The organism is Rhodoferax saidenbachensis, from assembly GCF_031457975.1.
Taxonomy (GTDB): domain Bacteria; phylum Pseudomonadota; class Gammaproteobacteria; order Burkholderiales; family Burkholderiaceae_C; genus Allorhodoferax; species Allorhodoferax saidenbachensis_A.
Map to the genome: position 1 here is coordinate 459,681 of NZ_JAVDXO010000001.1, position 18,364 is coordinate 478,044.

Sequence of the window (18,364 nt, forward strand, 5' to 3'; positions counted from 1 at the left end):
TTGAGGGCCGCTACCTACAGCTGCTGGTACACCGTCTGCGCTAGCTGCATCAGGCGGTCCCGGGGTACCGGGCCGGTAAGGGCGTAGCCAAAGCCTTGGTCCACCCAGTAGAAGCTGGAGATGGTGCCTTCGTTGGCAAAACGGAATGCAGACTCCTGTGTGTTCACACCAGCGCCGTCTCCCTGCACCGCGCCCAGGTACAGCGTCAGGCGTTCGCCCGCCGTGTTCTGAAACATGAACTGGGCTCTCACCGCAGTCACTCCGGCGTCGCCCGGTAGCAGGCGGCCACCCACCAGCTCATAGCCCTGGCCCGTCAGATCGGGCACTTTCAGCGGGCGGCCTAGGCGTTTGGACAGCCATTTCACCAGATGTTCTTGCTCGGCACTGCCCACTTCCACCGGATGGCGTACCTCGGGGGCGTAGACCGCATGGGCCAGGCTGGCCTGGCGCACAAAGTCGGCCGTGGGTTTGCGCGGGGTTTGTTGGGCTAGTTGCTCGGTGGTGCGCCATTGGCCGTGGGCGAACCAGCCCACCGTGAACGACAGCAGTATGCTGGCCGCCAAGCCGCCCCAGCGCCAGGCGGCGTTCGCCCGTGGGTCTCCTACTGCACCCAAAGCCGCTTGGGTCAAGTGTGTAGGCGGCGCTTCGTGGAGCAGTTCGGCGTGTAGGCCCTGCAGCAATGTGCGCTGCTGACGCCATCTCGCCACGCTGGCTTGGGCCTCGGGGTCTTGCACCAAGAGTGCCTCTATTGCTATCCGTTGGGCCACGTCCAGGCGACCGTCGACCAGGGCATGCAGCGTGTCTTCAGACAGGGCAGAGGAGGGCGGCGGGGTGGTCATATCGGGTTCCATCAGCGGACAACGTGCAGGTTCAGCACTTCAGCGCCTGCGTGCGGTGTCGGGGTGGTGGCAGGGGCGTCCAGCAGCGCCTGCAGCCGGGCACGGCCACGGGACAGACGCGACATCACCGTGCCGATGGGCGTACCGGTGATGCGGGCCACGTCGGCATAGTCCATGTCTTCCAACGCCACCAGCAGCAGTACACAGCGCTGCTCTTCGGGCAGTTGCATCAGGCAGCGTTGCAGGTCCACGGCTGTGTCCACGCCTGAGTGGGGCGCCACCACGCCGTGCAAGGCGTCTTCGGCATCCACCAAGGGTGCGGCCTGCTGCTGGCGTACTACGCGGCGGATGTCATTGGCGTGGATGTTGTGCATCAGCGTGAATAGCCAGGCCCGCAGGTCTGTACCTAGCAGCCAGAGCCGCCACTTGGAACAAGCGCGTTCCAGCGTGTCCTGCACCAGATCGTCCGCCGCCCAGGAGTTGCCCGTCAGGGCGCGCGCATAACGGCGCAGCCCGGGAATGTGCAACACAAGGGCGGAACGGTCCATGCCTGGTTTCAGTCAGCCGGTCAGTAGGCGGAGCCAGCGGCCGGAGCAGGCATGGGCGTTGGCATTTTGACCACGTGCCATACATTCATGACGCCATCGCCCGTGGTGTCGCCGGCCTTGGTGTCTTTGATCCAGAAGTACAGCGGCTTGCCCTGGAAGGCCCATTGCTTTTTGCCGTCGTCGCGGGTCACGATGGAGTAGTTTCCCTGGGCTTTGTCGGTTTCGGCCGCCATGAGCGGTGGCCAATTCGTGGCGCAAGGGCCGTTGCAAACCGATTTGCCGCTGCCGGCAACATCCTTGTCAAAGGTATAGAGCGTCATGCCGTTGGCGCCGCTCAGCAGGCCATTGCTCACTTTGACAGCGGCAGGGTCGGCCATGGTGGCGCAGGCGCCCAGCAGGGCGGTGGCAAGGGTCAGTGCGGCGATGAGTTTCATGGGGTGCTCCAATAAATGGGTTAGGCAAACGGTTGCTTGCTCCCCGGATAAACACCCGCGGGGCCGGGTTTATTCCCTGGCCCTGAAAAAAATTAGCGGTTGCGGTCTTTCATGGCGCGCTCCACCTCCCGCTTGCCTTCCCGGTCCTTGATGGTGTCGCGCTTGTCATGCTCGGCCTTGCCCTTGGCCAGCGCGATGTCGCACTTCACCTTGCCGCTTTTCCAGTGCAGGTTGATAGGTACCAGGGTATAGCCCTTTTGCTCCACCTTGCCAATCAGGCGCTTGATTTCCGCCTTGTGCATCAGCAGCTTCTTCGTGCGCACCTTATCTGGGCTCACGTGGCTGCTTGCTGTGTGCAGCGGGTTGATCTGCAGGCCGATGATGAACAACTCCCCGTTGCGGACGACCACGTAGCCGTCGGTCAGTTGCACCTTGCCCTCACGCAGGGACTTGACTTCCCAGCCTTCCAGCACCAGGCCCGCCTCGAAGCGCTCCTCGAAGAAGTAATTGAACGCGGCCTTTTTATTATCGGCAATGCGGGGATTGGTTTCAGGTTTTTTGGCCATTGCACTCAGATGGGGATGACAGACGGGAAAGAAAGAGACGCTGATGGGCTTGTCTACAATCCCGCGCAGACTGCCATTCTATGAAAACTGTTCACAAGTCCGTTCTGATCTGGTACAGCCCGCAAGAGATGTATGCCCTGGTGACCGATGTTGCCCACTATCCCGAGTTCCTCCCTTGGTGTGACCACGCGCTGGTTTTGGAGCAGAACGCCGATGGCATGACGGCCGAAGTGGGCATCTCATTCGGCGGTATCCACCAGACCTTTACCACCCGCAACACCCATACCGAGTCCAGCCAGGTGGGTATGCAATTGGTCAAAGGGCCTTTTTCTAAACTCGATGGCCAGTGGAATTTTCATCCCCTGGGCGACGGTTCGCAGCGTGCCTGCAAGGTGGAACTGTCGCTGAACTACGGTTTTGACAATGCCACGCTGGGCAAGCTGGTCGGCCCGGTGTTCGACAAAATCGCCGCCAGCATGGTGGACGCTTTTGTGAAACGTGCGCAGCAGGTGTATGGGGAATAGCCATTTGCTGTCCATCACCGTGGTCCATTGTTCGCGGCCACGGGAAGTGCGCGAGCAGCTGTTGCAGGTTGAGCCAGGGTGCACCGCAGGCTCGGCAGTTCAGCAAAGTGGCCTGCTGAATGATGTGCCACAGACGGAGGTGGACGGGTTGACGCTGGGAGTGTGGGGACGCCGCGTCAGCGGCAGCTACGTTCTGCGCCAGGGAGACAGGGTGGAGTTGTACCGGCCCTTGCTGGTGGACCCCAAGGTGGCGCGTCGGGAGCGGTTTGCCAAGCAAGGGGCCAAGTCGGCAGGGTTATTTGCCAAGCGCCGAGCAGGCGCCAAGGCCGGTTATTGAAGCCCGTTTACCTGCAGTCGGCGTCAATGACACCCTGAATGCGCTTGGCCTCGGCGGCGCGGGCCGCGTCGTCCATGACTTCGCGTTCGCCAGCGGCGTTGGTGCGTGAAACGCGAACCCCAGAGTCGAAAGTCGTCTTGGCCTGTTTGGCGCGAGCGCAGTTTTCGATTTTTGCTTTGGTAATGCGGTCTTCTTCCGCCTTCTTCTTGGCGGCCTCTGCATCGGCCGCCTGTTTCTTTTTGGCTTCCAGTTCCTTGTCCACGCCGACTCCCTTGGCGGCGCTGGCAGGTAGTGCGGGCGCGGCAGCCGTCGCGGCAGGGGCTACGGGATCTTCAGCATTCGCCACTGGCGCCGCGGGAGCGACACGCTGGCCTGCTGGGCGTTTCAAAATATTTTTATCGGGAATATCCGCACCGGGCGCACGGTCACTGAAGACCTTGCGTCCGTCCTTGTCCAGCCATTGCCATTGGGCCCAAGCGCCTGCGGCAGAGAAGGCCAAAACGACTGCCAGGAGTGCGTGAAACGGTTTCATATCAGCAAGTGTAGCGCGCGGTGCAAGGCAAGGCCAAATTGACACGGGTACAATCTGATTTTTGGAGCTTTGACATGCGCCTTCTCGGCAAAGCGCTGACCTTCGACGATGTGTTGTTGGTGCCAGCGTTCTCCCAAGTCCTTCCCAAGGACACCAGCCTCGCCACCCGTTTTTCCCGCAACATCGCACTGAACCTGCCGCTCGTTTCTGCGGCCATGGACACTGTGACCGAAGCCCGTTTGGCCATCGCCATCGCGCAAGAGGGCGGTATGGGGATTGTTCACAAAAACCTGACCGCTGCGGAGCAAGCTGCACAAGTATCCAAGGTCAAACGCTACGAGTCGGGCCTGCTGCGCGACCCCGTGGTCATTACGCCGGAGACCACTGTGCGCCAGGTGATTGCACTGTCCGAGCAACTCGGTGTGTCCGGTTTTCCGGTCTGCGACGGTGGCAAAGTGGTGGGTATCGTGACTGGCCGCGACCTGCGGTTTGAAACCCGCTATGACCAAACCGTGCGCGAGATCATGACGCCCCGTGAGCGTCTGATCACCGTACCCGACGGCACGACACCGGAAGCCGCCAAAGCCCTGCTGAACAAGCACAAACTGGAACGCCTGTTGGTGGTCAACGACGCTTTTGAACTCAAAGGCCTGATCACCGTCAAGGACATCACCAAACAACTGAACTTCCCCAATGCTGCCCGCGACGCTACAGGCCGTTTGCGCGTAGGCGCAGCGGTCGGTGTGGGCGAGGGCACCGAGGCCCGCGTGGAAGCCCTGGTGGCTGCTGGCGTAGACGCCATCGTGGTGGACACTGCGCACGGCCATAGCAAAGGCGTGATTGATCGCGTGCGCTGGGTCAAACAGAACTTCCCTCAGGTAGATGTCGTGGGCGGCAATATCGCCACGGGCGCTGCAGCTTTGGCACTGGTTGAAGCCGGTGCCGACGCCGTCAAGGTTGGTATTGGCCCTGGCTCCATCTGTACCACGCGCATCGTGGCGGGTGTCGGCGTTCCCCAGATCATGGCCGTAGACAGCGTGGCCACGGCTTTGCGCGGTACGGGTGTTCCCCTGATTGCTGACGGCGGTATCCGTTACAGCGGTGACATCGCTAAAGCGATTGCCGCAGGCGCTGGTACTGTGATGATGGGCGGGATGTTTGCCGGCACCGAAGAAGCTCCGGGCGAAGTGATCCTGTACCAGGGCCGTAGCTACAAGAGCTACCGTGGCATGGGCAGCATTGGCGCCATGCAGCAGGGCAGCGCAGACCGCTACTTTCAAGAGTCCAGCACTGGCAACCCGAATGCGGACAAGCTGGTGCCCGAAGGCATTGAAGGCCGCGTGCCCTACAAGGGTTCCATGGTCTCCATCGTGTTCCAGATGGCAGGTGGCATTCGCGCGAGCATGGGCTACTGCGGTTGTGCCACCATTGAAGACATGCAAAACAAGGCCGAGTTTGTGGAAATCACCACGGCGGGTATCCGTGAGAGCCACGTCCATGACGTGCAAATCACCAAAGAAGCCCCTAACTACCGCGCTGATTGACCGGACTCCCGCCCATGCACCAGAAAATCCTCATCCTCGATTTCGGCTCCCAGGTTACCCAACTCATCGCCCGCCGCGTGCGCGAAGCCCATGTGTTTTGCGAAGTCCATCCATGCGATGTGAGTGACGAATGGGTCCGCGCCTATGCGGCCGACGGCAATCTGAAGGGCATCATCCTGTCCGGTAGCCATGCCAGCGTGACCGAAGAAACGACCGACCGTGCACCCCAGGCGGTGTTCGATCTGGGCCTGCCGGTGCTGGGCATTTGCTACGGCATGCAGACCATGGCGCAGCAGCTGGGTGGCAAGGTGGAAACCGGTCGCACCCGCGAATTCGGCTTTGCCGCCGTGCGCGCCCGTGGCCACACCGCTTTGCTGAAGGACATTGCCGATTTCACCACGCCCGAAGGTGAGGGTATGCTGAATGTTTGGATGAGCCACGGCGACAAGGTCACCGAGCTGCCTCCCGGTTTCAAGCTGATGGCCAGCACCGACGGCTGCCCGATTGCCGGCATGGCCGATGAGGCGCGCAAGTTCTACGCGGTGCAGTTCCACCCCGAGGTCACGCACACCGTGCAAGGCCAGGCGCTGCTGAACCGCTTTGTTCTGGGCATCTGCGCCACCAAGCCCGACTGGGTGATGGGCGACTACATCAGCGAGGCCGTGGCACACATCCGCGAGCAGGTGGGTGACGAAGAAGTGATCCTGGGCCTGTCCGGCGGTGTTGATTCTTCCGTTGCTGCAGCACTGATCCACCGCGCCATCGGCGACCAACTGACCTGCGTCTTTGTCGACCACGGCCTGCTGCGCCTGAACGAGGGTGACATGGTGATGGACATGTTCGTCGGCAAGCTGCACGCCAAGGTGATCCGTGCCGATGCGTCCGATCTGTTCCTGGGCAAGCTGGCCGGCGTCAGCGACCCCGAAGCCAAGCGCAAGATCATCGGCGGCGAGTTCGTCACTGTGTTCAAGCAAGAGGCCGCCAAGCTCAAGGGAGAGGGTGCCAAGGGTGCGAAATGGCTGGCCCAGGGCACGATTTACCCCGACGTGATCGAGTCCGGCGGCGCCAAGAGCAAGAAGGCCGTCACCATCAAGAGCCACCACAACGTTGGCGGCCTGCCGGCCGAGCTGGGTCTCAAGCTGCTGGAGCCATTGCGCGAGCTGTTCAAGGACGAAGTGCGCGAACTCGGCGTGGCCCTGGGCCTGCCGTACAACATGGTGTACCGCCACCCGTTCCCCGGCCCCGGCCTGGGTGTGCGGATTCTGGGCGAAGTCAAGAAGGAATACGCCGACCTGCTGCGCCGGGCCGACGCGATCTTCATTGAAGAGCTGCACAACTTCAAGGACGAAGCCACCGGCAAGACCTGGTACCAGTTAACCAGCCAGGCCTTTACGGTGTTCCTGCCGGTGAAGAGCGTGGGCGTGATGGGCGACGGCCGTACCTACGACTACGTGGTCGCCTTGCGCGCGGTCCAGACCAGCGACTTCATGACCGCCGACTGGGCCGAGTTGCCCTACGCGTTGCTGAAGAAGGTGTCGGGTCGCATCATCAACGAGGTGCGTGGAATCAACCGTGTCACCTATGACGTGAGCAGCAAGCCACCCGCAACGATCGAGTGGGAATGAGTCCGTGCTATTCCTGCCCTTAGCTTGAGGGTTATCCCGGGTGTGGCTCTCATTTCAATGCTTCGGGCCTAAAAAATGAAGTCAGCGCCCTGTGTGGCGCTGACTTTTTTATGGAAGCTTGGTGCACAATGTTTCCATGAATACCGAGAATCTGCTGGGCCTCCACACAGACTCCGACGCCCTTCATTTTTTGGAGGATGAAGTCGTTGACGGTGGTGTGAAAGAGGCAGTCTGGCGTTTGTTGGTTGTCGACGATGAGCCCGATGTGCACCGGGCGACAACATTTGCCTTGGCCGGAGTGAAGATACTGGGGCGTCCCCTGCAGTTTCTCCATGCCTACTCCGCATCCGAAGCCACGAAGATACTGCACACCGAACGCGATGTGGCGGTGGTTCTGCTGGACGTGGTGATGGAACGTGAAGACGCCGGCTTGGCCTTGGTCAAAACCATCCGCCAAGAGCTCAAACTCACGGAGTTGCGCATCATCTTGCGCACCGGCCAGCCCGGCTATGCCCCCGAAATTGAGACCATCCACGATTTCGACATCAATGACTACAAAACCAAGTCGGAGCTGACGAGAACCAAGCTTTATGCGACAGTGACCGCGGCATTGCGGGCCTACGAACAAATCCGAAAATTGGATGAGCTGGCTTTTTACGACCGACTGTCCTGTCTTCCCAACCGAAACAAGTTCATCGACCTGAGTGAGATGCGCTTGGCATCCGGCGGATGCTCGGACGATGTGATTGCGATTCTGGATATTGACGATTTCTCGGAGATCAACGATGCCCTGGGCCACCAGCAAGGCGATCGTCTGCTGCAGGCGGTGGCCGATCGCCTGAAGGCTGAGTTGGGTTCAGAGGTGGTGTTGGCACGCATTGGCAGCGACACCTTTGGTTTGATGGGCGGTACACAGCTGGTGAACCCGTTGCGGGTGCTGGCCATGTTCCGTGAGCCCTTCTTGGTACAGGATGATTCCATGGTCGTTACCGCGACCATGGGACTGACCAACCATCTCTCGGAAGGTGTTTCAGGACGTGACGCTCTGAAAGACGCGAATATCGCCCTCAAACGGGCGAAAAAAAGTCGCCGTGGCAGCTTTGTCATGTTTTCCTCGGAAATGGGCTCTGACATCCGTGAGCGAGTGCGACTGCTGCAAAGCTTGCGTAGCGCAGTAGAGAGTGAACGCCTGTTCATCGTCTACCAGCCGCAAATCAACTTGAATAGCGGCAAAGTAGTCGGCATGGAGGCCTTGATCCGTTGGCGCAATGAGGATGGCACCTTTGTGCCGCCCGACCGCTTCATTCCATTGGCAGAAGCGTCGGGCATGATCGTGGCGATTGGCGATTGGGTTCTGCGCATGGCCTGCCACGAGCTCGTGCGCCTGCAGGCATTGGGGCTTGCGGACCTGAGAATGTCGGTGAACGTTTCACAGATCCAATTCCGCCACCCCGAGTTCTTGGACAAACTGAACGCAGCTTTGTTGGACACTGGTATCAGTCCCCGTTGCCTGGAGCTGGAAATCACGGAATCAGTGGCGATGGAGGACGCAGACTTCATGCTGGAGACCCTGCATTTGGTACGAGAGCTAGGGATCTCCATTGCGATTGATGACTTTGGCACCGGTTACTCGTCACTGAGCCAGCTTCGCCAGTTGCCCATTGATCGGCTGAAAATTGATCGTGCATTTGTGTCTGAGATTCAAGATGGCGCCTCCGGTGGCCATATCGCCTCCATGGTGATTGAGTTGGGACGGAATTTGAACCTGACAGTGATCGCTGAAGGCATTGAAGACGAAAAACAGGCGCAGCGGCTGCGTGAGCTCGGTTGCCATGAAGGTCAAGGCTACCTGTATGCGCGGCCCATGACGCCCCCACTTCTTAAGGAGTGGTTGCAGGCGAGAGACCACCCACCTTGATCGAGGCGGATTTGATGAGCAATGACCTCCACTTCATGCGGATGGCCATTGAACAAGCACAGTATGCCGGTGCTGCAGGTGAAGTTCCTGTGGGGGCTGTGGTGGTGAAAGACGGAGTGGTGCTGGGAGTAGGGTGCAACGCACCGATTCGCACCCACGATCCATCTGCCCATGCGGAAATCGTGGCGCTGCGTGCCGCGGCTGCCGCGCTGGGCAACTACCGACTTGATGGGTGTGACCTATACGTGACCTTGGAGCCCTGTGCCATGTGTGCCGGCGCCATGCTGCATGCACGCATACGGCGAGTGGTGTTTGGCGCAATGGATCCGAAAACGGGTGCGGCCGGTTCTGTGATCAATGTGTTTGCCAACAACGACCTGAACCACCATGCCCGGGCGGAGGGGGGCGTACTGGCGTCTTCTTGTGCTTCGTTGCTGCATGACTTCTTTGCACAGAAGCGAGCCGAGAAAGCGCGTTTAGCCTATCCATTGAGAGAGGATGCGCTGCGGACCCCGGACCGATGTTTTGATGGTGTACCCGATTACCCTTGGGCTCCGCACTATGTTAATGATCTGCCGATATTGGGTGGGTTGAGAATGCATTACCTAGACGAGGGGCTGTCCGGTTCCAATCGCACCATTCTTTGCCTACACGGGTATCCCACGTGGAGTTTTTTATTTCGAAAAATGGTACCGAGTCTGGTGGCTGCTGGTTACCGTGTAATTGCACCGGACTTGGTGGGTTTCGGGAAAAGTGACAAACCCAAGAAGCCGGAATTCCACACGATGGCGTTCCACCGTGATTCGCTAGTGGCGTTGATTCAGTCAATGGGCTTGTACGATGTTGTCATAGTGGGGCAGGGCGAAGGGAGCGAGCTGGCCAAGGCGTTGGAGCAGGCAGTGCCAGGCCGTATTGGTGGCGTTGTCGCCCTTCAGCCCCAACAGAAAAACCGTTCCCCCGGTGTGCCGAACCGGCCGCCAGACGCGGGCGCGGTGGTCGCCGAGCAAGTGCCTCATCTCAGCGAAGCCGAGCGTTTTGCTTACCAGGCGCCGTTTGTAGATGCCGGATATTGCGCGGCCCTCAGGGCTTTGCATCCTGGTTCTAAAACCGCTTGGCCGAAGGCGTCCCATCTGGATACAACGCATAGCGCCACCGCATTGACGGCCGCTACTTTGGCCCAGGTAGGAGATTTTTTGCCTGAGGCCGGTGATGAAGTTGCTCAGAAATTGCTGGCCCATATTCAAGCCTGATAATCACCTTGTGAAAAAGCGAATTTATATCTACTCCCCTTCGGGCGCTGTGCGCGACAAAGTGGCTTTTAAACGTGGCGTCAAACGCCTGAACACTTTGGGCTATGACGTGGACGTGGACAACGATGCGTTGGCCAGCTCCACACGATTCGCGGGGGATGACAGTACGCGCCTTGCCGCCATCCATCGTGCCGCGGCCAGTGGCGCCGATGTTGCTTTGATCTCCCGCGGCGGTTATGGGCTGACCAGAATCCTGCAAGGCATACGCTACAAAACGGTGGCCAAGGCCATTGAACGCGGAACCCAGTTTGTCGGGATCAGTGACTTCACGGCATTTCAACTAGCGCTGTTTGCCAAGACCGGCGCCGAGACTTGGGCTGGTCCCGCGCTGTGCGAGGGGTTCGGTGTTGGAGGAGAACCCGACCTAGTGCCAGACGACATCATGGAGGACTGCTTCGAAGATCTGGTATCGGGGCAGGGGGAGGGCACGGGTTGGCGCCAGGACAAAACACCCGGCGCCGTCGAAGCGTTGAATGTTCACGGCGCCATGGTCTGGGGCGGCAATCTCACGGTGTTAGCCTCCATGTTGGGTACGCCTTTTTTTCCAGAGATCAAGGGCGGTATCCTCTTTTTGGAAGATATTGGCGAACACCCCTACCGCATAGAGCGCACCCTGACGCAGCTATTAAATGCTGGAGTCATCGGTCGGCAGAAGGCCATACTTTTAGGCCAATTTACAGGCTACAAACTCACGCCGCATGACCGGGGCTACAAGCTGCAATCAGTGGTGGATTGGTTGCGAGGCCAAACCAAGGTGCCGGTATTAACCAATTTGCCCTACGGCCATGTCCAGACCAAGGTGCTTTTACCTGTGGGGAAAAAAGCAGATTTGGTAGTGGAAGGGCGCGACGCGCTGTTGTTCTGGGGGCATTGACCCCGGCGTCCGTGGTGCAGTCAGTGTTCCAAGGGGCTGAGGCGCGACGTTAACCCTCGAGGTAACAACCCAGAGAACATGGTGCTAATGGCGGTAAGCGCCCGGCGTGCCTCTAATTCGCCCTCCAGATCGGCGACTGCAGCCATCACGTCGCCGCGAAGGTACCAGAGGTCCTGTACGTCATCCGCATAGGTGACCCGCAGTTGAATCACTGGATAGGCCTGTGCACCACGCTCGCCCAATACATTCAGCATCGCCTCACGAATTTCCGTGAGGGATGCCGCCTGTTTTCTCGGGCCACCGGTGCCAGCCTTGATGAGGCTGTTCATTAAATTTGATGGAGTCCAACGCATATCTTTATTTTTAAGTTACTCGCCCGCTACCTTAAGCAAAGGCAATGCCAGCCACAATAGGGACTGACTCGCGTTTTGCGGCGGATACAACAGGGTTTCCATGGGGATGGTTTTTTCAAAATGAAATATTGACAGCTTGGCAAGTCGACTTTGTGACAGCTTAGGCAGCTTTCTTGGTCGTCAGCGCCCCAAAGTGCGAGGCGAAGTTGGGCTATTTCCTGTTCTATGGGTATGTCTGACTTTGTTCATTCTCAACACGCCCGCAATGCCCTAAACTCAGGCACCACATAAGACCGGAACAATTGGGAATGGGTGTTCAAGCGACCGTTGTATTCACAGACCTGCATGGCAGCACGGCTGTGTTTGAGGCATTGGGCAATGCCCGCGCCACAGAGACCGTTACCCAAATCACCACCTGGATCACCCAGCAATGCACCCGGCATGGCGGGCGTCTGATCAAGACCCTCGGCGACGGCGTGATGGTCATTTTTTCGGATAACCAAAGTGCGGTGTCCGCTGCCGTAGAAATTCAACGACTGCACCATAAGCGGACGATGCGCCTGCCCACGGACATTCGTTTGCCCATTCGCATCGGGTTGTCAACCGGTGAAGTAGAGATGGTGGCTGGGGATTGCTATGGTGATGCCGTCAACGTGGCTGCGCGCTTGTGTGATCTGTGTGGCCCCCATCAAATATGGGCTGCAGCGAGCGCTCTCGATACGGTGCGCGAGGTGCGTGGCACCAACTTTCGGATGCTGGGGCCCATCCATATTCGCGGCCGAGCCGAGCCATGCAATGTGCACCAGATCGAGTGGCGTGAGGAAGAGCCCTCGGACTTCCTCACTATGCAGGCGCAACTTGATCCAGTCGATTTACTCAATGCACCAGATGCTTTGGGTCGCGAGGTGCAGTTGCAGTGGATGGATGTCAATAAGACGTTCAAGTCCTTTGAGTTACCCGCCCACATTGGGCGCGTCAAAAACGTGGAGTTCGTGGTGAATGACCCCCGAGTGTCACGTACGCACGCCCGATTGGAATGGCGTAATGGTAGTGTGATTTTGGTGGATGTCAGCAGCTATGGAAGCTGGGTCCGGTTCTCTGATGCTGGTGGTGCTGACGTGTTGCTCCGGCGTGAAGAGTGCGTCCTGCATGGCAAAGGGGAGCTGGCGTTGGGAGCATCCTTTGCAGATGCCAGTGTTCCTACGGTGTCATTCACAGTGCGATAAAGGCTTTTCTTTACACACATACTTATTAACATAATATACATCGTATAAAGTATATCGTGGTGGTCCAACTCCCGAACTGCGTACCTATCTACCAGCTGCCCTTGGCCCGTCTTGCCCTGATAAACGCCGCAAGAATTTCCACAGACTCGGCTTTCTTCACCCGGTTGGCAAAGTCAATTGCGGTGAGCCCGATGCCATTCTTTAGAGTCGGGTCAGCGCCGGCTTCCAGCAGCATCTTGACGGCCGAAGCATTGCCGTACATGGCCGCCATCATGAGCGGCGTGGATCCATTGGGAGATGCCGCGTCTATGTAGGCATGGTTGTCCAGCAGCAGTTGCATGATCGCGATGTGGCTGTTGGTGGCTGCGTAATGCAATGGCGCCCAGCCGGGCTTGTTGACGTCGGCATCACGCTCGATCAGCTTGGCACACAGTTCGGTGTAGCCGCGCAGCGCGGCCAGCATCAATGGACTTTCGTCCTGCGCGGTGCGTACCTCCACCTCGAGATCCGGGTGCTCCAGCAAAACGGCCGCCACCTTGGGTGATGGCTCCTGCAAGGCAATCAGCAGTCCGGGTACGCCTTTGGGGTTCACCGTATTGGGATCAAAACCCCGGGCCAGCAGTTGGGTGATGCCATCGACATCGTCCCGTGCAATGGCCTTGAAAAAGTCTTCATAAGATCCTGCCTTAGACGCAGAAAATCCAATAAAAACAAAAAGATATAGCGCTAACTTAAACCAATACTTCATATGTTCTTGCCTTATGTGGGTTTGAACAAGGTCGTGAAATTGGCACTGGAAACCTGGGCCATTTCTTCTAACGGGCAACCTTTTATTTCAGCCAACTGCTTCGCAACATAGGGCACATACGACGGATTGTTGGTCTTGCCGCGGTATGGCACGGGCGCCAAATACGGGCTGTCCGTTTCTATCAGCAGCCGGTCCATGGGCACCATGGCGGCCACATCCCGGATGTCCTGGGCGCTTTTGAAGGTCAGGATGCCCGAGAACGAGATGTAAAAACCCAGGTCCAATGCAGCCTGGGCGACCGTTTGATCTTCGGTGAAGCAGTGAAAAACACCGCCGGCGGATCCGGAGCTGCCGTCTTCACCCTCTTCCCGCAGAATGGCCAACGTGTCTTCCGACGCGCTGCGGGTGTGGATGACCAGGGGTTTTTGAAGCTGGCGTGCGGCGCGGATATGCACCCGAAAGCGCTCGCGTTGCCATTCCATCTCAGCCACGGTGCGTTCGCCCAGGCGGTAGTAGTCCAGCCCGGTCTCGCCAACAGCCACCACTTTAGGCAAAGCTCCCAGACGCAGCAAGTCGTCCAGAGACGGTTCGGTCACACCTTCGTTGTCCGGGTGCACCCCAGCGCTGGCCCAGATATGGGCGTTTTCCATGGCCAAGCGATGCACATCACCAAACTCCTCCAAGGTGGTGCAAATGCACAGGGCGCGGTCTACGTGGGCCGCGGCCATGGCGTCGCGAATGGCCGGCCAGGACGCAGCCAGGTCAGGGTAAGTCAGGTGGCAGTGGGAGTCGGTAAACATGATGAAGAAGGTTCAGGGGCTGCATTGTGATGAAAACAATGCGGGCCATAAGCGCATTCGCGCTGCGGTGTCACACCGTCTGGGTGGGGCGCTCGGATGCCATGTGGGCACCTAGAATTTCTTCGATCTTGAGCTTGAGCGCGTGCGACTTTTCGTCTTTGGGAAACAGGATGCCCACGCCTTGCGTGCGGCCACCGGAGGCTTTGGGCGGCGTAACCCAGGCCACTTTGCCGGCCACCGGGTAGCGTTGCACGTCATCGGGCAAGGACAGCAGCACATACACATCGTCACCCAGCGCGTATTCTCGTGTGGTGGGAATGAACACCCCACCCTCGGTGAACATGGGAATGTAGGCCGCATACAGCGCAGCCTTCTCCTTGATCGAGAGCTGGATAACGCTGGGGCGGGCGGTGGCGGAGGGTGTGGCGCTCATGGTGGTGTGCTAGTGGCCCGAGTTTAGAGTGGTTTGGGCTTGTCCGACAAGCGCTTCAAGCATGAGCCCGGCATTGAAGGGGTGGTCCATGGACTTCATGGCCTGCGACAAAGCCTTGCTCCAGGCGGCCAGGGCCTGGGAGGAAGCTGTTAATCCCGTGATTTCTTTGGTCGGGAAAAAGCGTGGCGTGGCACCAGCCCGCACGGCCATCAGGTCATGACATAGCTTGTGCTGGGCATCAATGACCTGAGGGGCTGTCCAGTCTTTGACGGCAAACACGTCGCCGCGCGCCATGGCCTTGGGGAAAGCCCCCCAGCTTGAGGGGTCCCGGCCCGATTGGGCAAACAGCAGCGCGTCTTCGGGCCGGCCGCCGGTGGCCTGCAGCAACCCATCGACCTGGTTGGCTGGCACCTCCATGCTGCGCAGCCAAGCTTTGGCTTGGTCTGCATCCGGCCAGACCATCGTGTGGCCAATGCAGCGGCTGCGGATGGTGGGCAGCAATTGGTGGGCCGATTCGCTGGCCAGCACGAATTTCACGTTACCGACGGGCTCTTCCAGAGTCTTGAGCAAGGCATTGGCCGTGATGTTGTTCATGTTTTCCGCAGGAAACACCACCACCACCTTGCCGCGCCCACGTGCACTGGTGCGCTGGGCAAACTCCACCGCGTCTCGCATGGCATCGACGCGGATTTCCTTGCTGGCCTTGCGCTTTTTGTCATCAATCTCGCCTTGGGCCTTTTCGCTCAGGGGCCAGCCCAGTTCCAACATGGTGGTTTCTGGCATCAGCATGCAGAGGTCTGCATGGGTGCGCACATCAATGGCGTGGCAGCTGCCGCACTGGCCGCAGGCACCTGCGGGCGTGGCGTGTTCGCACAGCCAAGCGCGCGCCAGAGACAGTGCCAGGCTGTACTGCCCTAGGCCCGACGGGCCTTGTAGCAGCCATGCGTGGCCGCGCTGGGCCAGCAGCAAGGTGGTTTGCGCCTGGATCCAGGGTGCGGCTGTGGCAGACAGTGCGTCGGTCATGCGCGCAGGTGCCCCGCTTGGCGCAATGCGCCTTGTACATCGCGCCACACCGCATCGGGTGTTTGATGGGCATTGATACGGGCAAACCGCTGTGGGTCTTCGGCCTGGCGACGGGCATAGCCTGCGGCCACATTTTCAAAGAAGGCGATGGGCTGGGATTCGAACTTGTCGGGAATACGGGCACCGGCCAGGCGCGTGGCGGCTACCGCGGGCGGCAGGTCAAACCATACGGTTACATCGGGTTTGACCAAGGCCTGCGCCTCACCCAGTCCAGAGCCTTGCACCCATTGCTCCAGCACCTGCAGCACCTGCCAGTCAAAGCCGCGCCCACCGCCCTGGTAGGCAAAGGTGGCGTCGGAAAACCGGTCGCACAGCACCACATCGCCACGGGCCAGGGCCGGAACAATCACTTGTTGCACGTGGTCGCGCCGGGCGGCAAACACCAGCAGGGCTTCGGTCATGGCGTCCATGCTGTCGTTGAGCACCATCTGGCGCAGCCGCTCGGCCAGGGGTGTGCCGCCTGGTTCGCGGGTGAGGGTAACCACCCTGCCCTGCGCCTGAAAGGCCTTGGCTGTTGCGTCGATGTGGGTGGACTTGCCTGCCCCATCGATGCCCTCAAAACTGATGAAAAGTCCGCTCATGCCGTCCCTGGTGGTGCGTTCATTGGCCGCGCTGGTATTTGTCGACCGCCCTATTGTGCTCGTCCAGTGAATTGCTGAACTGGCTAGTGCCGTCGCCCCGCGCCACAAAGTACAGGGCCTTGCTGGACGCCGGTTGTACGGCCGCCAGCAGTGCGGCCTTGCCCGGCATGGCGATGGGCGTGGGCGGCAGGCCCGCACGGATATAGGTGTTATACGGGTTGTCTGTCTGCAGGTCGACGCGGCGCAGGTTACCGTCAAAGGCATCGCCCAGGCCGTAGATGACGGTGGGATCGGTCTGCAGGCGCATGCCAATCACCAGGCGGTTGTTGAACACCGCAGAAATCAGCGGCTGGTCGCTGGTTTTGCCGGTTTCTTTTTCCACAATGCTGGCCAGCGTCAGGGCTTGGTCCGGCGTCTGCAGCGGTGACTTGGGGTTGCGCTGGGACCAGGCGGCGTCCAGCTTCTTGTCCATGGCGTGTAGGGCGCGCAGCAGCACGGCCAGGTCGCTGGAGCCCTTGGAATAGGTATAGGTGTCGGGGAAGAACCGCCCCTCGGGATGCACGCCGGGGCGGCCCAGTTGTTCCATGATCTGCTCTGGGCTCAGGGCCTGGCTGTTGGGTTTGAGCTGGTCGGCTTTGCGTAACGCCTCACGTACCTGTTTGAAGGTCCAGCCCTCCACCAGGGTCACGCTGCGCAAGGCTTCGTCGCCCTGCACCAGTTTTTGCAGCAGGCTGCGTGGCGTGGTGCCCGCGGGCAACTCGTAACTGCCCGCCTTGATGTTGCGGGCCTTGCCGGATAGGCGAAACCACCAGTACAGCAAAGCTGGCTGGACCCGCACACCCGCCTGGGCCACGTCAACGGCCACTTCGCGGGCACTGGAGCCGGGTTCAATCGACAGATCCACCGAAGCGCCGGGAATATCCAGCGGCGACTGGACCCAGGCGTAACCCGCCCCCAGCAGCCCCAGCACGGCCATGCACACCACAACAATGAAAAAGCGCACAGCCCTACTTCCCGTCAGTCATAAGAGGGGGAATGATAATTCAGCCCATGAACACCGAGACCCTTCCCGCCACCACTTTGCCCACCCTGAACGGCGTGGCCCGCCTGGACCATCTGGGCGTGATCCAGATTGAGGGCGACGATGCCGCCAAATTCCTCCATGGCCAGTTGACGCAGGACTTTGCGCTGCTCGATTTGAACAGTGCACGGCTGGCCGCTTTTTGTTCTGCCAAGGGCCGCATGCAGGCCAGCTTTATCGGCTTCAAGCGCCCGGCGGGTGATATCTTGCTGGTGTGCAGCAAGGACCTGTTGGCTCCCACGCTCAAGCGTCTGTCCATGTTTGTTATGCGTGCGAAAGCCCGCCTGAGCGACGCCAGCGAGCGCTTTGCTGTCTATGGCCTGGCCGGATCTGCTATTAAAAATATAGCTGCTGGCGCATATTCTGCGTGGGCCAAGGCCGACTTTGGCACTGAAACGGTGGTGAACCTCTACCCTGCCGACGGTACCCCCCGGCAACTGTGGGTGGCGCCGGCCGATGCGGCTGCACCGCAGGGCGATGCGCTGGCGCTGGACACCTGGCTGTGGAGCGAGGTGCGCAGCGGTGTCGCCACCCTCAGCCAACCCGTGTTCGAGGCCTTTGTGCCGCAGATGCTGAACTACGAGTCGGTGGGGGGGGTGAACTTCAAGAAAGGCTGCTACCCCGGCCAGGAGGTGGTGGCGCGCAGCCAGTTCCGCGGCACGCTCAAGCGCCGCGCGTTTGTGGTGCAAGCCAGCGGCCCCGTGGCCGCTGGGCAAGAAATCTTTGCGCCCGGAGATGACGAGCAGCCAGTGGGCATGGTGGTCCAGGCCGCCCCTTCCCCACAGGGTTCGGTACAGGCTATCGTGTCCTTGCAGCTGTCTGCGGTCCCCGCAGGCGGATTGCATGTGGGGGCAGTGGATTTGCAAGTGCAACCTCTGCCCTATCCGTTGCTGGAAGACATTTAAAGAGAGGCGGAGCATAGGCCTCAGATATTTGCGGTGTGACCGTTGTTCAGGCGCTGGGTGGACTCATAATTGAGACGCCGTAACATGCCGTAACACGCCTACA

Annotated in this window: 21 protein-coding genes; 9 read left to right on the plus strand and 12 right to left on the minus strand. The window is 59.8% G+C overall.

Going from position 1 to position 18,364, the window contains the following annotated elements:
* Positions 1-14: 14 nt before the first annotated feature.
* The 4 genes from J2X15_RS02250 to smpB form a co-directional block, all read right to left on the minus strand.
* A complete protein-coding gene (locus J2X15_RS02250) occupies positions 15-839 on the minus strand; it encodes an anti-sigma factor family protein (RefSeq protein WP_310339073.1) in 825 nt (274 codons plus the stop codon).
* An 11-nt stretch (positions 840-850) separates the two neighbouring features.
* On the minus strand, positions 851-1,387 hold the full coding sequence (locus J2X15_RS02255) for a sigma-70 family RNA polymerase sigma factor (protein ID WP_310339075.1): 537 nt from the start codon (positions 1,385-1,387) through the stop codon (positions 851-853).
* Between the two features lie 20 nt (positions 1,388-1,407).
* Positions 1,408-1,821, minus strand: coding sequence for a COG4315 family predicted lipoprotein (locus tag J2X15_RS02260; protein WP_409034240.1), 414 nt, complete (start codon positions 1,819-1,821; stop codon positions 1,408-1,410).
* A gap of 92 nt (positions 1,822-1,913) precedes the next feature.
* Entirely contained in the window at positions 1,914-2,387 is a 474-nt protein-coding gene (gene smpB / locus J2X15_RS02265) for an SsrA-binding protein SmpB (RefSeq protein WP_310339076.1), read from the minus strand.
* Between the two features lie 80 nt (positions 2,388-2,467).
* On the opposite strand from smpB, the gene J2X15_RS02270 reads away from it, so the two are divergent.
* Together J2X15_RS02270 and J2X15_RS02275 are read left to right on the plus strand one after the other, a co-directional pair.
* Positions 2,468-2,911, plus strand: a complete 444-nt coding sequence (locus J2X15_RS02270) for a type II toxin-antitoxin system RatA family toxin (protein WP_310339079.1) — start codon at positions 2,468-2,470, stop codon at positions 2,909-2,911.
* Entirely contained in the window at positions 2,901-3,248 is a 348-nt protein-coding gene (locus tag J2X15_RS02275) for an RnfH family protein (protein WP_310339081.1), read from the plus strand. The genes J2X15_RS02270 and J2X15_RS02275 overlap by 11 nt, the downstream gene beginning before the upstream one ends.
* A 7-nt stretch (positions 3,249-3,255) precedes the next feature.
* Here the strand turns inward: J2X15_RS02275 and J2X15_RS02280 are convergent, their stop codons facing one another.
* The gene (locus J2X15_RS02280; protein ID WP_310339083.1) at positions 3,256-3,780 is read right to left on the minus strand and encodes a DUF4124 domain-containing protein; all 525 of its coding nucleotides are present in this window, start codon (positions 3,778-3,780) and stop codon (positions 3,256-3,258) included.
* 74 nt (positions 3,781-3,854) lie between these two features.
* Here J2X15_RS02280 and guaB point away from each other — a divergent pair, with 74 nt between their 5' ends.
* The 5 genes from guaB (at position 3,855) to J2X15_RS02305 (ending at position 11,051) form a co-directional block, all read left to right on the plus strand.
* Positions 3,855-5,324: an IMP dehydrogenase gene (gene guaB / locus J2X15_RS02285; protein WP_310339086.1), complete on the plus strand. Its 1,470-nt coding sequence runs from the start codon at positions 3,855-3,857 to the stop codon at positions 5,322-5,324.
* Positions 5,325-5,338: 14 nt separating this feature from the next.
* A complete protein-coding gene (gene guaA, locus J2X15_RS02290; protein WP_310339088.1) occupies positions 5,339-6,949 on the plus strand; it encodes a glutamine-hydrolyzing GMP synthase in 1,611 nt (536 codons plus the stop codon).
* Between the two features lie 136 nt (positions 6,950-7,085).
* Positions 7,086-8,867 (plus strand): putative bifunctional diguanylate cyclase/phosphodiesterase, encoded by a 1,782-nt coding sequence (locus J2X15_RS02295; RefSeq protein WP_310339090.1) that lies wholly within the window; start codon positions 7,086-7,088, stop codon positions 8,865-8,867.
* Positions 8,864-10,117 (plus strand): tRNA adenosine(34) deaminase TadA, encoded by a 1,254-nt coding sequence (tadA, locus tag J2X15_RS02300; protein WP_310339092.1) that lies wholly within the window; start codon positions 8,864-8,866, stop codon positions 10,115-10,117. Before J2X15_RS02295 ends, tadA begins: the two co-directional genes overlap by 4 nt.
* Before the next feature lie 10 nt (positions 10,118-10,127).
* Positions 10,128-11,051, plus strand: coding sequence for an LD-carboxypeptidase (locus J2X15_RS02305; RefSeq protein WP_310339094.1), 924 nt, complete (start codon positions 10,128-10,130; stop codon positions 11,049-11,051).
* Between the two features lie 20 nt (positions 11,052-11,071).
* Here the strand turns inward: J2X15_RS02305 and J2X15_RS02310 are convergent, their stop codons facing one another.
* On the minus strand, positions 11,072-11,380 hold the full coding sequence (locus J2X15_RS02310) for a hypothetical protein (RefSeq protein WP_310339096.1): 309 nt from the start codon (positions 11,378-11,380) through the stop codon (positions 11,072-11,074).
* A gap of 332 nt (positions 11,381-11,712) precedes the next feature.
* Between J2X15_RS02310 and J2X15_RS02315 the strand changes: the two genes are divergently transcribed.
* Positions 11,713-12,630 (plus strand): adenylate/guanylate cyclase domain-containing protein, encoded by a 918-nt coding sequence (locus tag J2X15_RS02315; protein WP_310339099.1) that lies wholly within the window; start codon positions 11,713-11,715, stop codon positions 12,628-12,630.
* Between the two features lie 88 nt (positions 12,631-12,718).
* Here J2X15_RS02315 and J2X15_RS02320 read toward each other — a convergent pair whose 3' ends face one another.
* From J2X15_RS02320 to mltG, 6 genes are all read right to left on the minus strand, one after another.
* Positions 12,719-13,378, minus strand: coding sequence for an ankyrin repeat domain-containing protein (locus tag J2X15_RS02320; protein WP_310339101.1), 660 nt, complete (start codon positions 13,376-13,378; stop codon positions 12,719-12,721).
* Positions 13,379-13,389: 11 nt separating this feature from the next.
* Entirely contained in the window at positions 13,390-14,178 is a 789-nt protein-coding gene (locus J2X15_RS02325; protein ID WP_310339104.1) for a TatD family hydrolase, read from the minus strand.
* A 70-nt stretch (positions 14,179-14,248) separates the two neighbouring features.
* Positions 14,249-14,611, minus strand: coding sequence for a PilZ domain-containing protein (locus J2X15_RS02330; RefSeq protein WP_310339106.1), 363 nt, complete (start codon positions 14,609-14,611; stop codon positions 14,249-14,251).
* Positions 14,612-14,620: 9 nt separating this feature from the next.
* Positions 14,621-15,634, minus strand: a complete 1,014-nt coding sequence (locus tag J2X15_RS02335) for a DNA polymerase III subunit delta' (protein WP_310339107.1) — start codon at positions 15,632-15,634, stop codon at positions 14,621-14,623.
* Positions 15,631-16,275, minus strand: coding sequence for a dTMP kinase (gene tmk / locus J2X15_RS02340; protein WP_310339108.1), 645 nt, complete (start codon positions 16,273-16,275; stop codon positions 15,631-15,633). The genes J2X15_RS02335 and tmk overlap by 4 nt, the downstream gene beginning before the upstream one ends.
* A 19-nt stretch (positions 16,276-16,294) precedes the next feature.
* The gene (gene mltG / locus J2X15_RS02345; protein WP_310339694.1) at positions 16,295-17,251 is read right to left on the minus strand and encodes an endolytic transglycosylase MltG; all 957 of its coding nucleotides are present in this window, start codon (positions 17,249-17,251) and stop codon (positions 16,295-16,297) included.
* A gap of 74 nt (positions 17,252-17,325) precedes the next feature.
* Between mltG and ygfZ the strand changes: the two genes are divergently transcribed.
* Positions 17,326-18,261: a CAF17-like 4Fe-4S cluster assembly/insertion protein YgfZ gene (gene ygfZ / locus J2X15_RS02350; RefSeq protein ID WP_310339111.1), complete on the plus strand. Its 936-nt coding sequence runs from the start codon at positions 17,326-17,328 to the stop codon at positions 18,259-18,261.
* The last annotated feature ends 103 nt before the right edge of the window (positions 18,262-18,364 follow it).

Excerpts from the sequence above, each read along its gene's own strand:
- tmk (WP_310339108.1), bottom strand. The coding sequence starts at position 16,275 with ATGAGCGGACTTTTCATCAGTTTTGAGGGCATCGATGGGGCAGGCAAG.
- J2X15_RS02255 (WP_310339075.1), bottom strand. The coding sequence starts at position 1,387 with ATGGACCGTTCCGCCCTTGTGTTGCACATTCCCGGGCTGCGCCGTTAT.
- guaA (WP_310339088.1), top strand. The coding sequence starts at position 5,339 with ATGCACCAGAAAATCCTCATCCTCGATTTCGGCTCCCAGGTTACCCAA.
- smpB (WP_310339076.1), bottom strand. The coding sequence starts at position 2,387 with ATGGCCAAAAAACCTGAAACCAATCCCCGCATTGCCGATAATAAAAAG.
- J2X15_RS02280 (WP_310339083.1), bottom strand. The coding sequence starts at position 3,780 with ATGAAACCGTTTCACGCACTCCTGGCAGTCGTTTTGGCCTTCTCTGCC.
- J2X15_RS02320 (WP_310339101.1), bottom strand. The coding sequence starts at position 13,378 with ATGAAGTATTGGTTTAAGTTAGCGCTATATCTTTTTGTTTTTATTGGA.
- J2X15_RS02315 (WP_310339099.1), top strand. The coding sequence starts at position 11,713 with ATGGGTGTTCAAGCGACCGTTGTATTCACAGACCTGCATGGCAGCACG.
- J2X15_RS02310 (WP_310339096.1), bottom strand. The coding sequence starts at position 11,380 with ATGAACAGCCTCATCAAGGCTGGCACCGGTGGCCCGAGAAAACAGGCG.
- J2X15_RS02295 (WP_310339090.1), top strand. The coding sequence starts at position 7,086 with ATGAATACCGAGAATCTGCTGGGCCTCCACACAGACTCCGACGCCCTT.
- J2X15_RS02275 (WP_310339081.1), top strand. The coding sequence starts at position 2,901 with ATGGGGAATAGCCATTTGCTGTCCATCACCGTGGTCCATTGTTCGCGG.
- J2X15_RS02330 (WP_310339106.1), bottom strand. The coding sequence starts at position 14,611 with ATGAGCGCCACACCCTCCGCCACCGCCCGCCCCAGCGTTATCCAGCTC.
- mltG (WP_310339694.1), bottom strand. The coding sequence starts at position 17,251 with ATGGCCGTGCTGGGGCTGCTGGGGGCGGGTTACGCCTGGGTCCAGTCG.
- guaB (WP_310339086.1), top strand. The coding sequence starts at position 3,855 with ATGCGCCTTCTCGGCAAAGCGCTGACCTTCGACGATGTGTTGTTGGTG.
- J2X15_RS02335 (WP_310339107.1), bottom strand. The coding sequence starts at position 15,634 with ATGACCGACGCACTGTCTGCCACAGCCGCACCCTGGATCCAGGCGCAA.
- ygfZ (WP_310339111.1), top strand. The coding sequence starts at position 17,326 with ATGAACACCGAGACCCTTCCCGCCACCACTTTGCCCACCCTGAACGGC.
- J2X15_RS02250 (WP_310339073.1), bottom strand. The coding sequence starts at position 839 with ATGACCACCCCGCCGCCCTCCTCTGCCCTGTCTGAAGACACGCTGCAT.
- J2X15_RS02270 (WP_310339079.1), top strand. The coding sequence starts at position 2,468 with ATGAAAACTGTTCACAAGTCCGTTCTGATCTGGTACAGCCCGCAAGAG.
- J2X15_RS02260 (WP_409034240.1), bottom strand. The coding sequence starts at position 1,821 with ATGAAACTCATCGCCGCACTGACCCTTGCCACCGCCCTGCTGGGCGCC.
- J2X15_RS02325 (WP_310339104.1), bottom strand. The coding sequence starts at position 14,178 with ATGTTTACCGACTCCCACTGCCACCTGACTTACCCTGACCTGGCTGCG.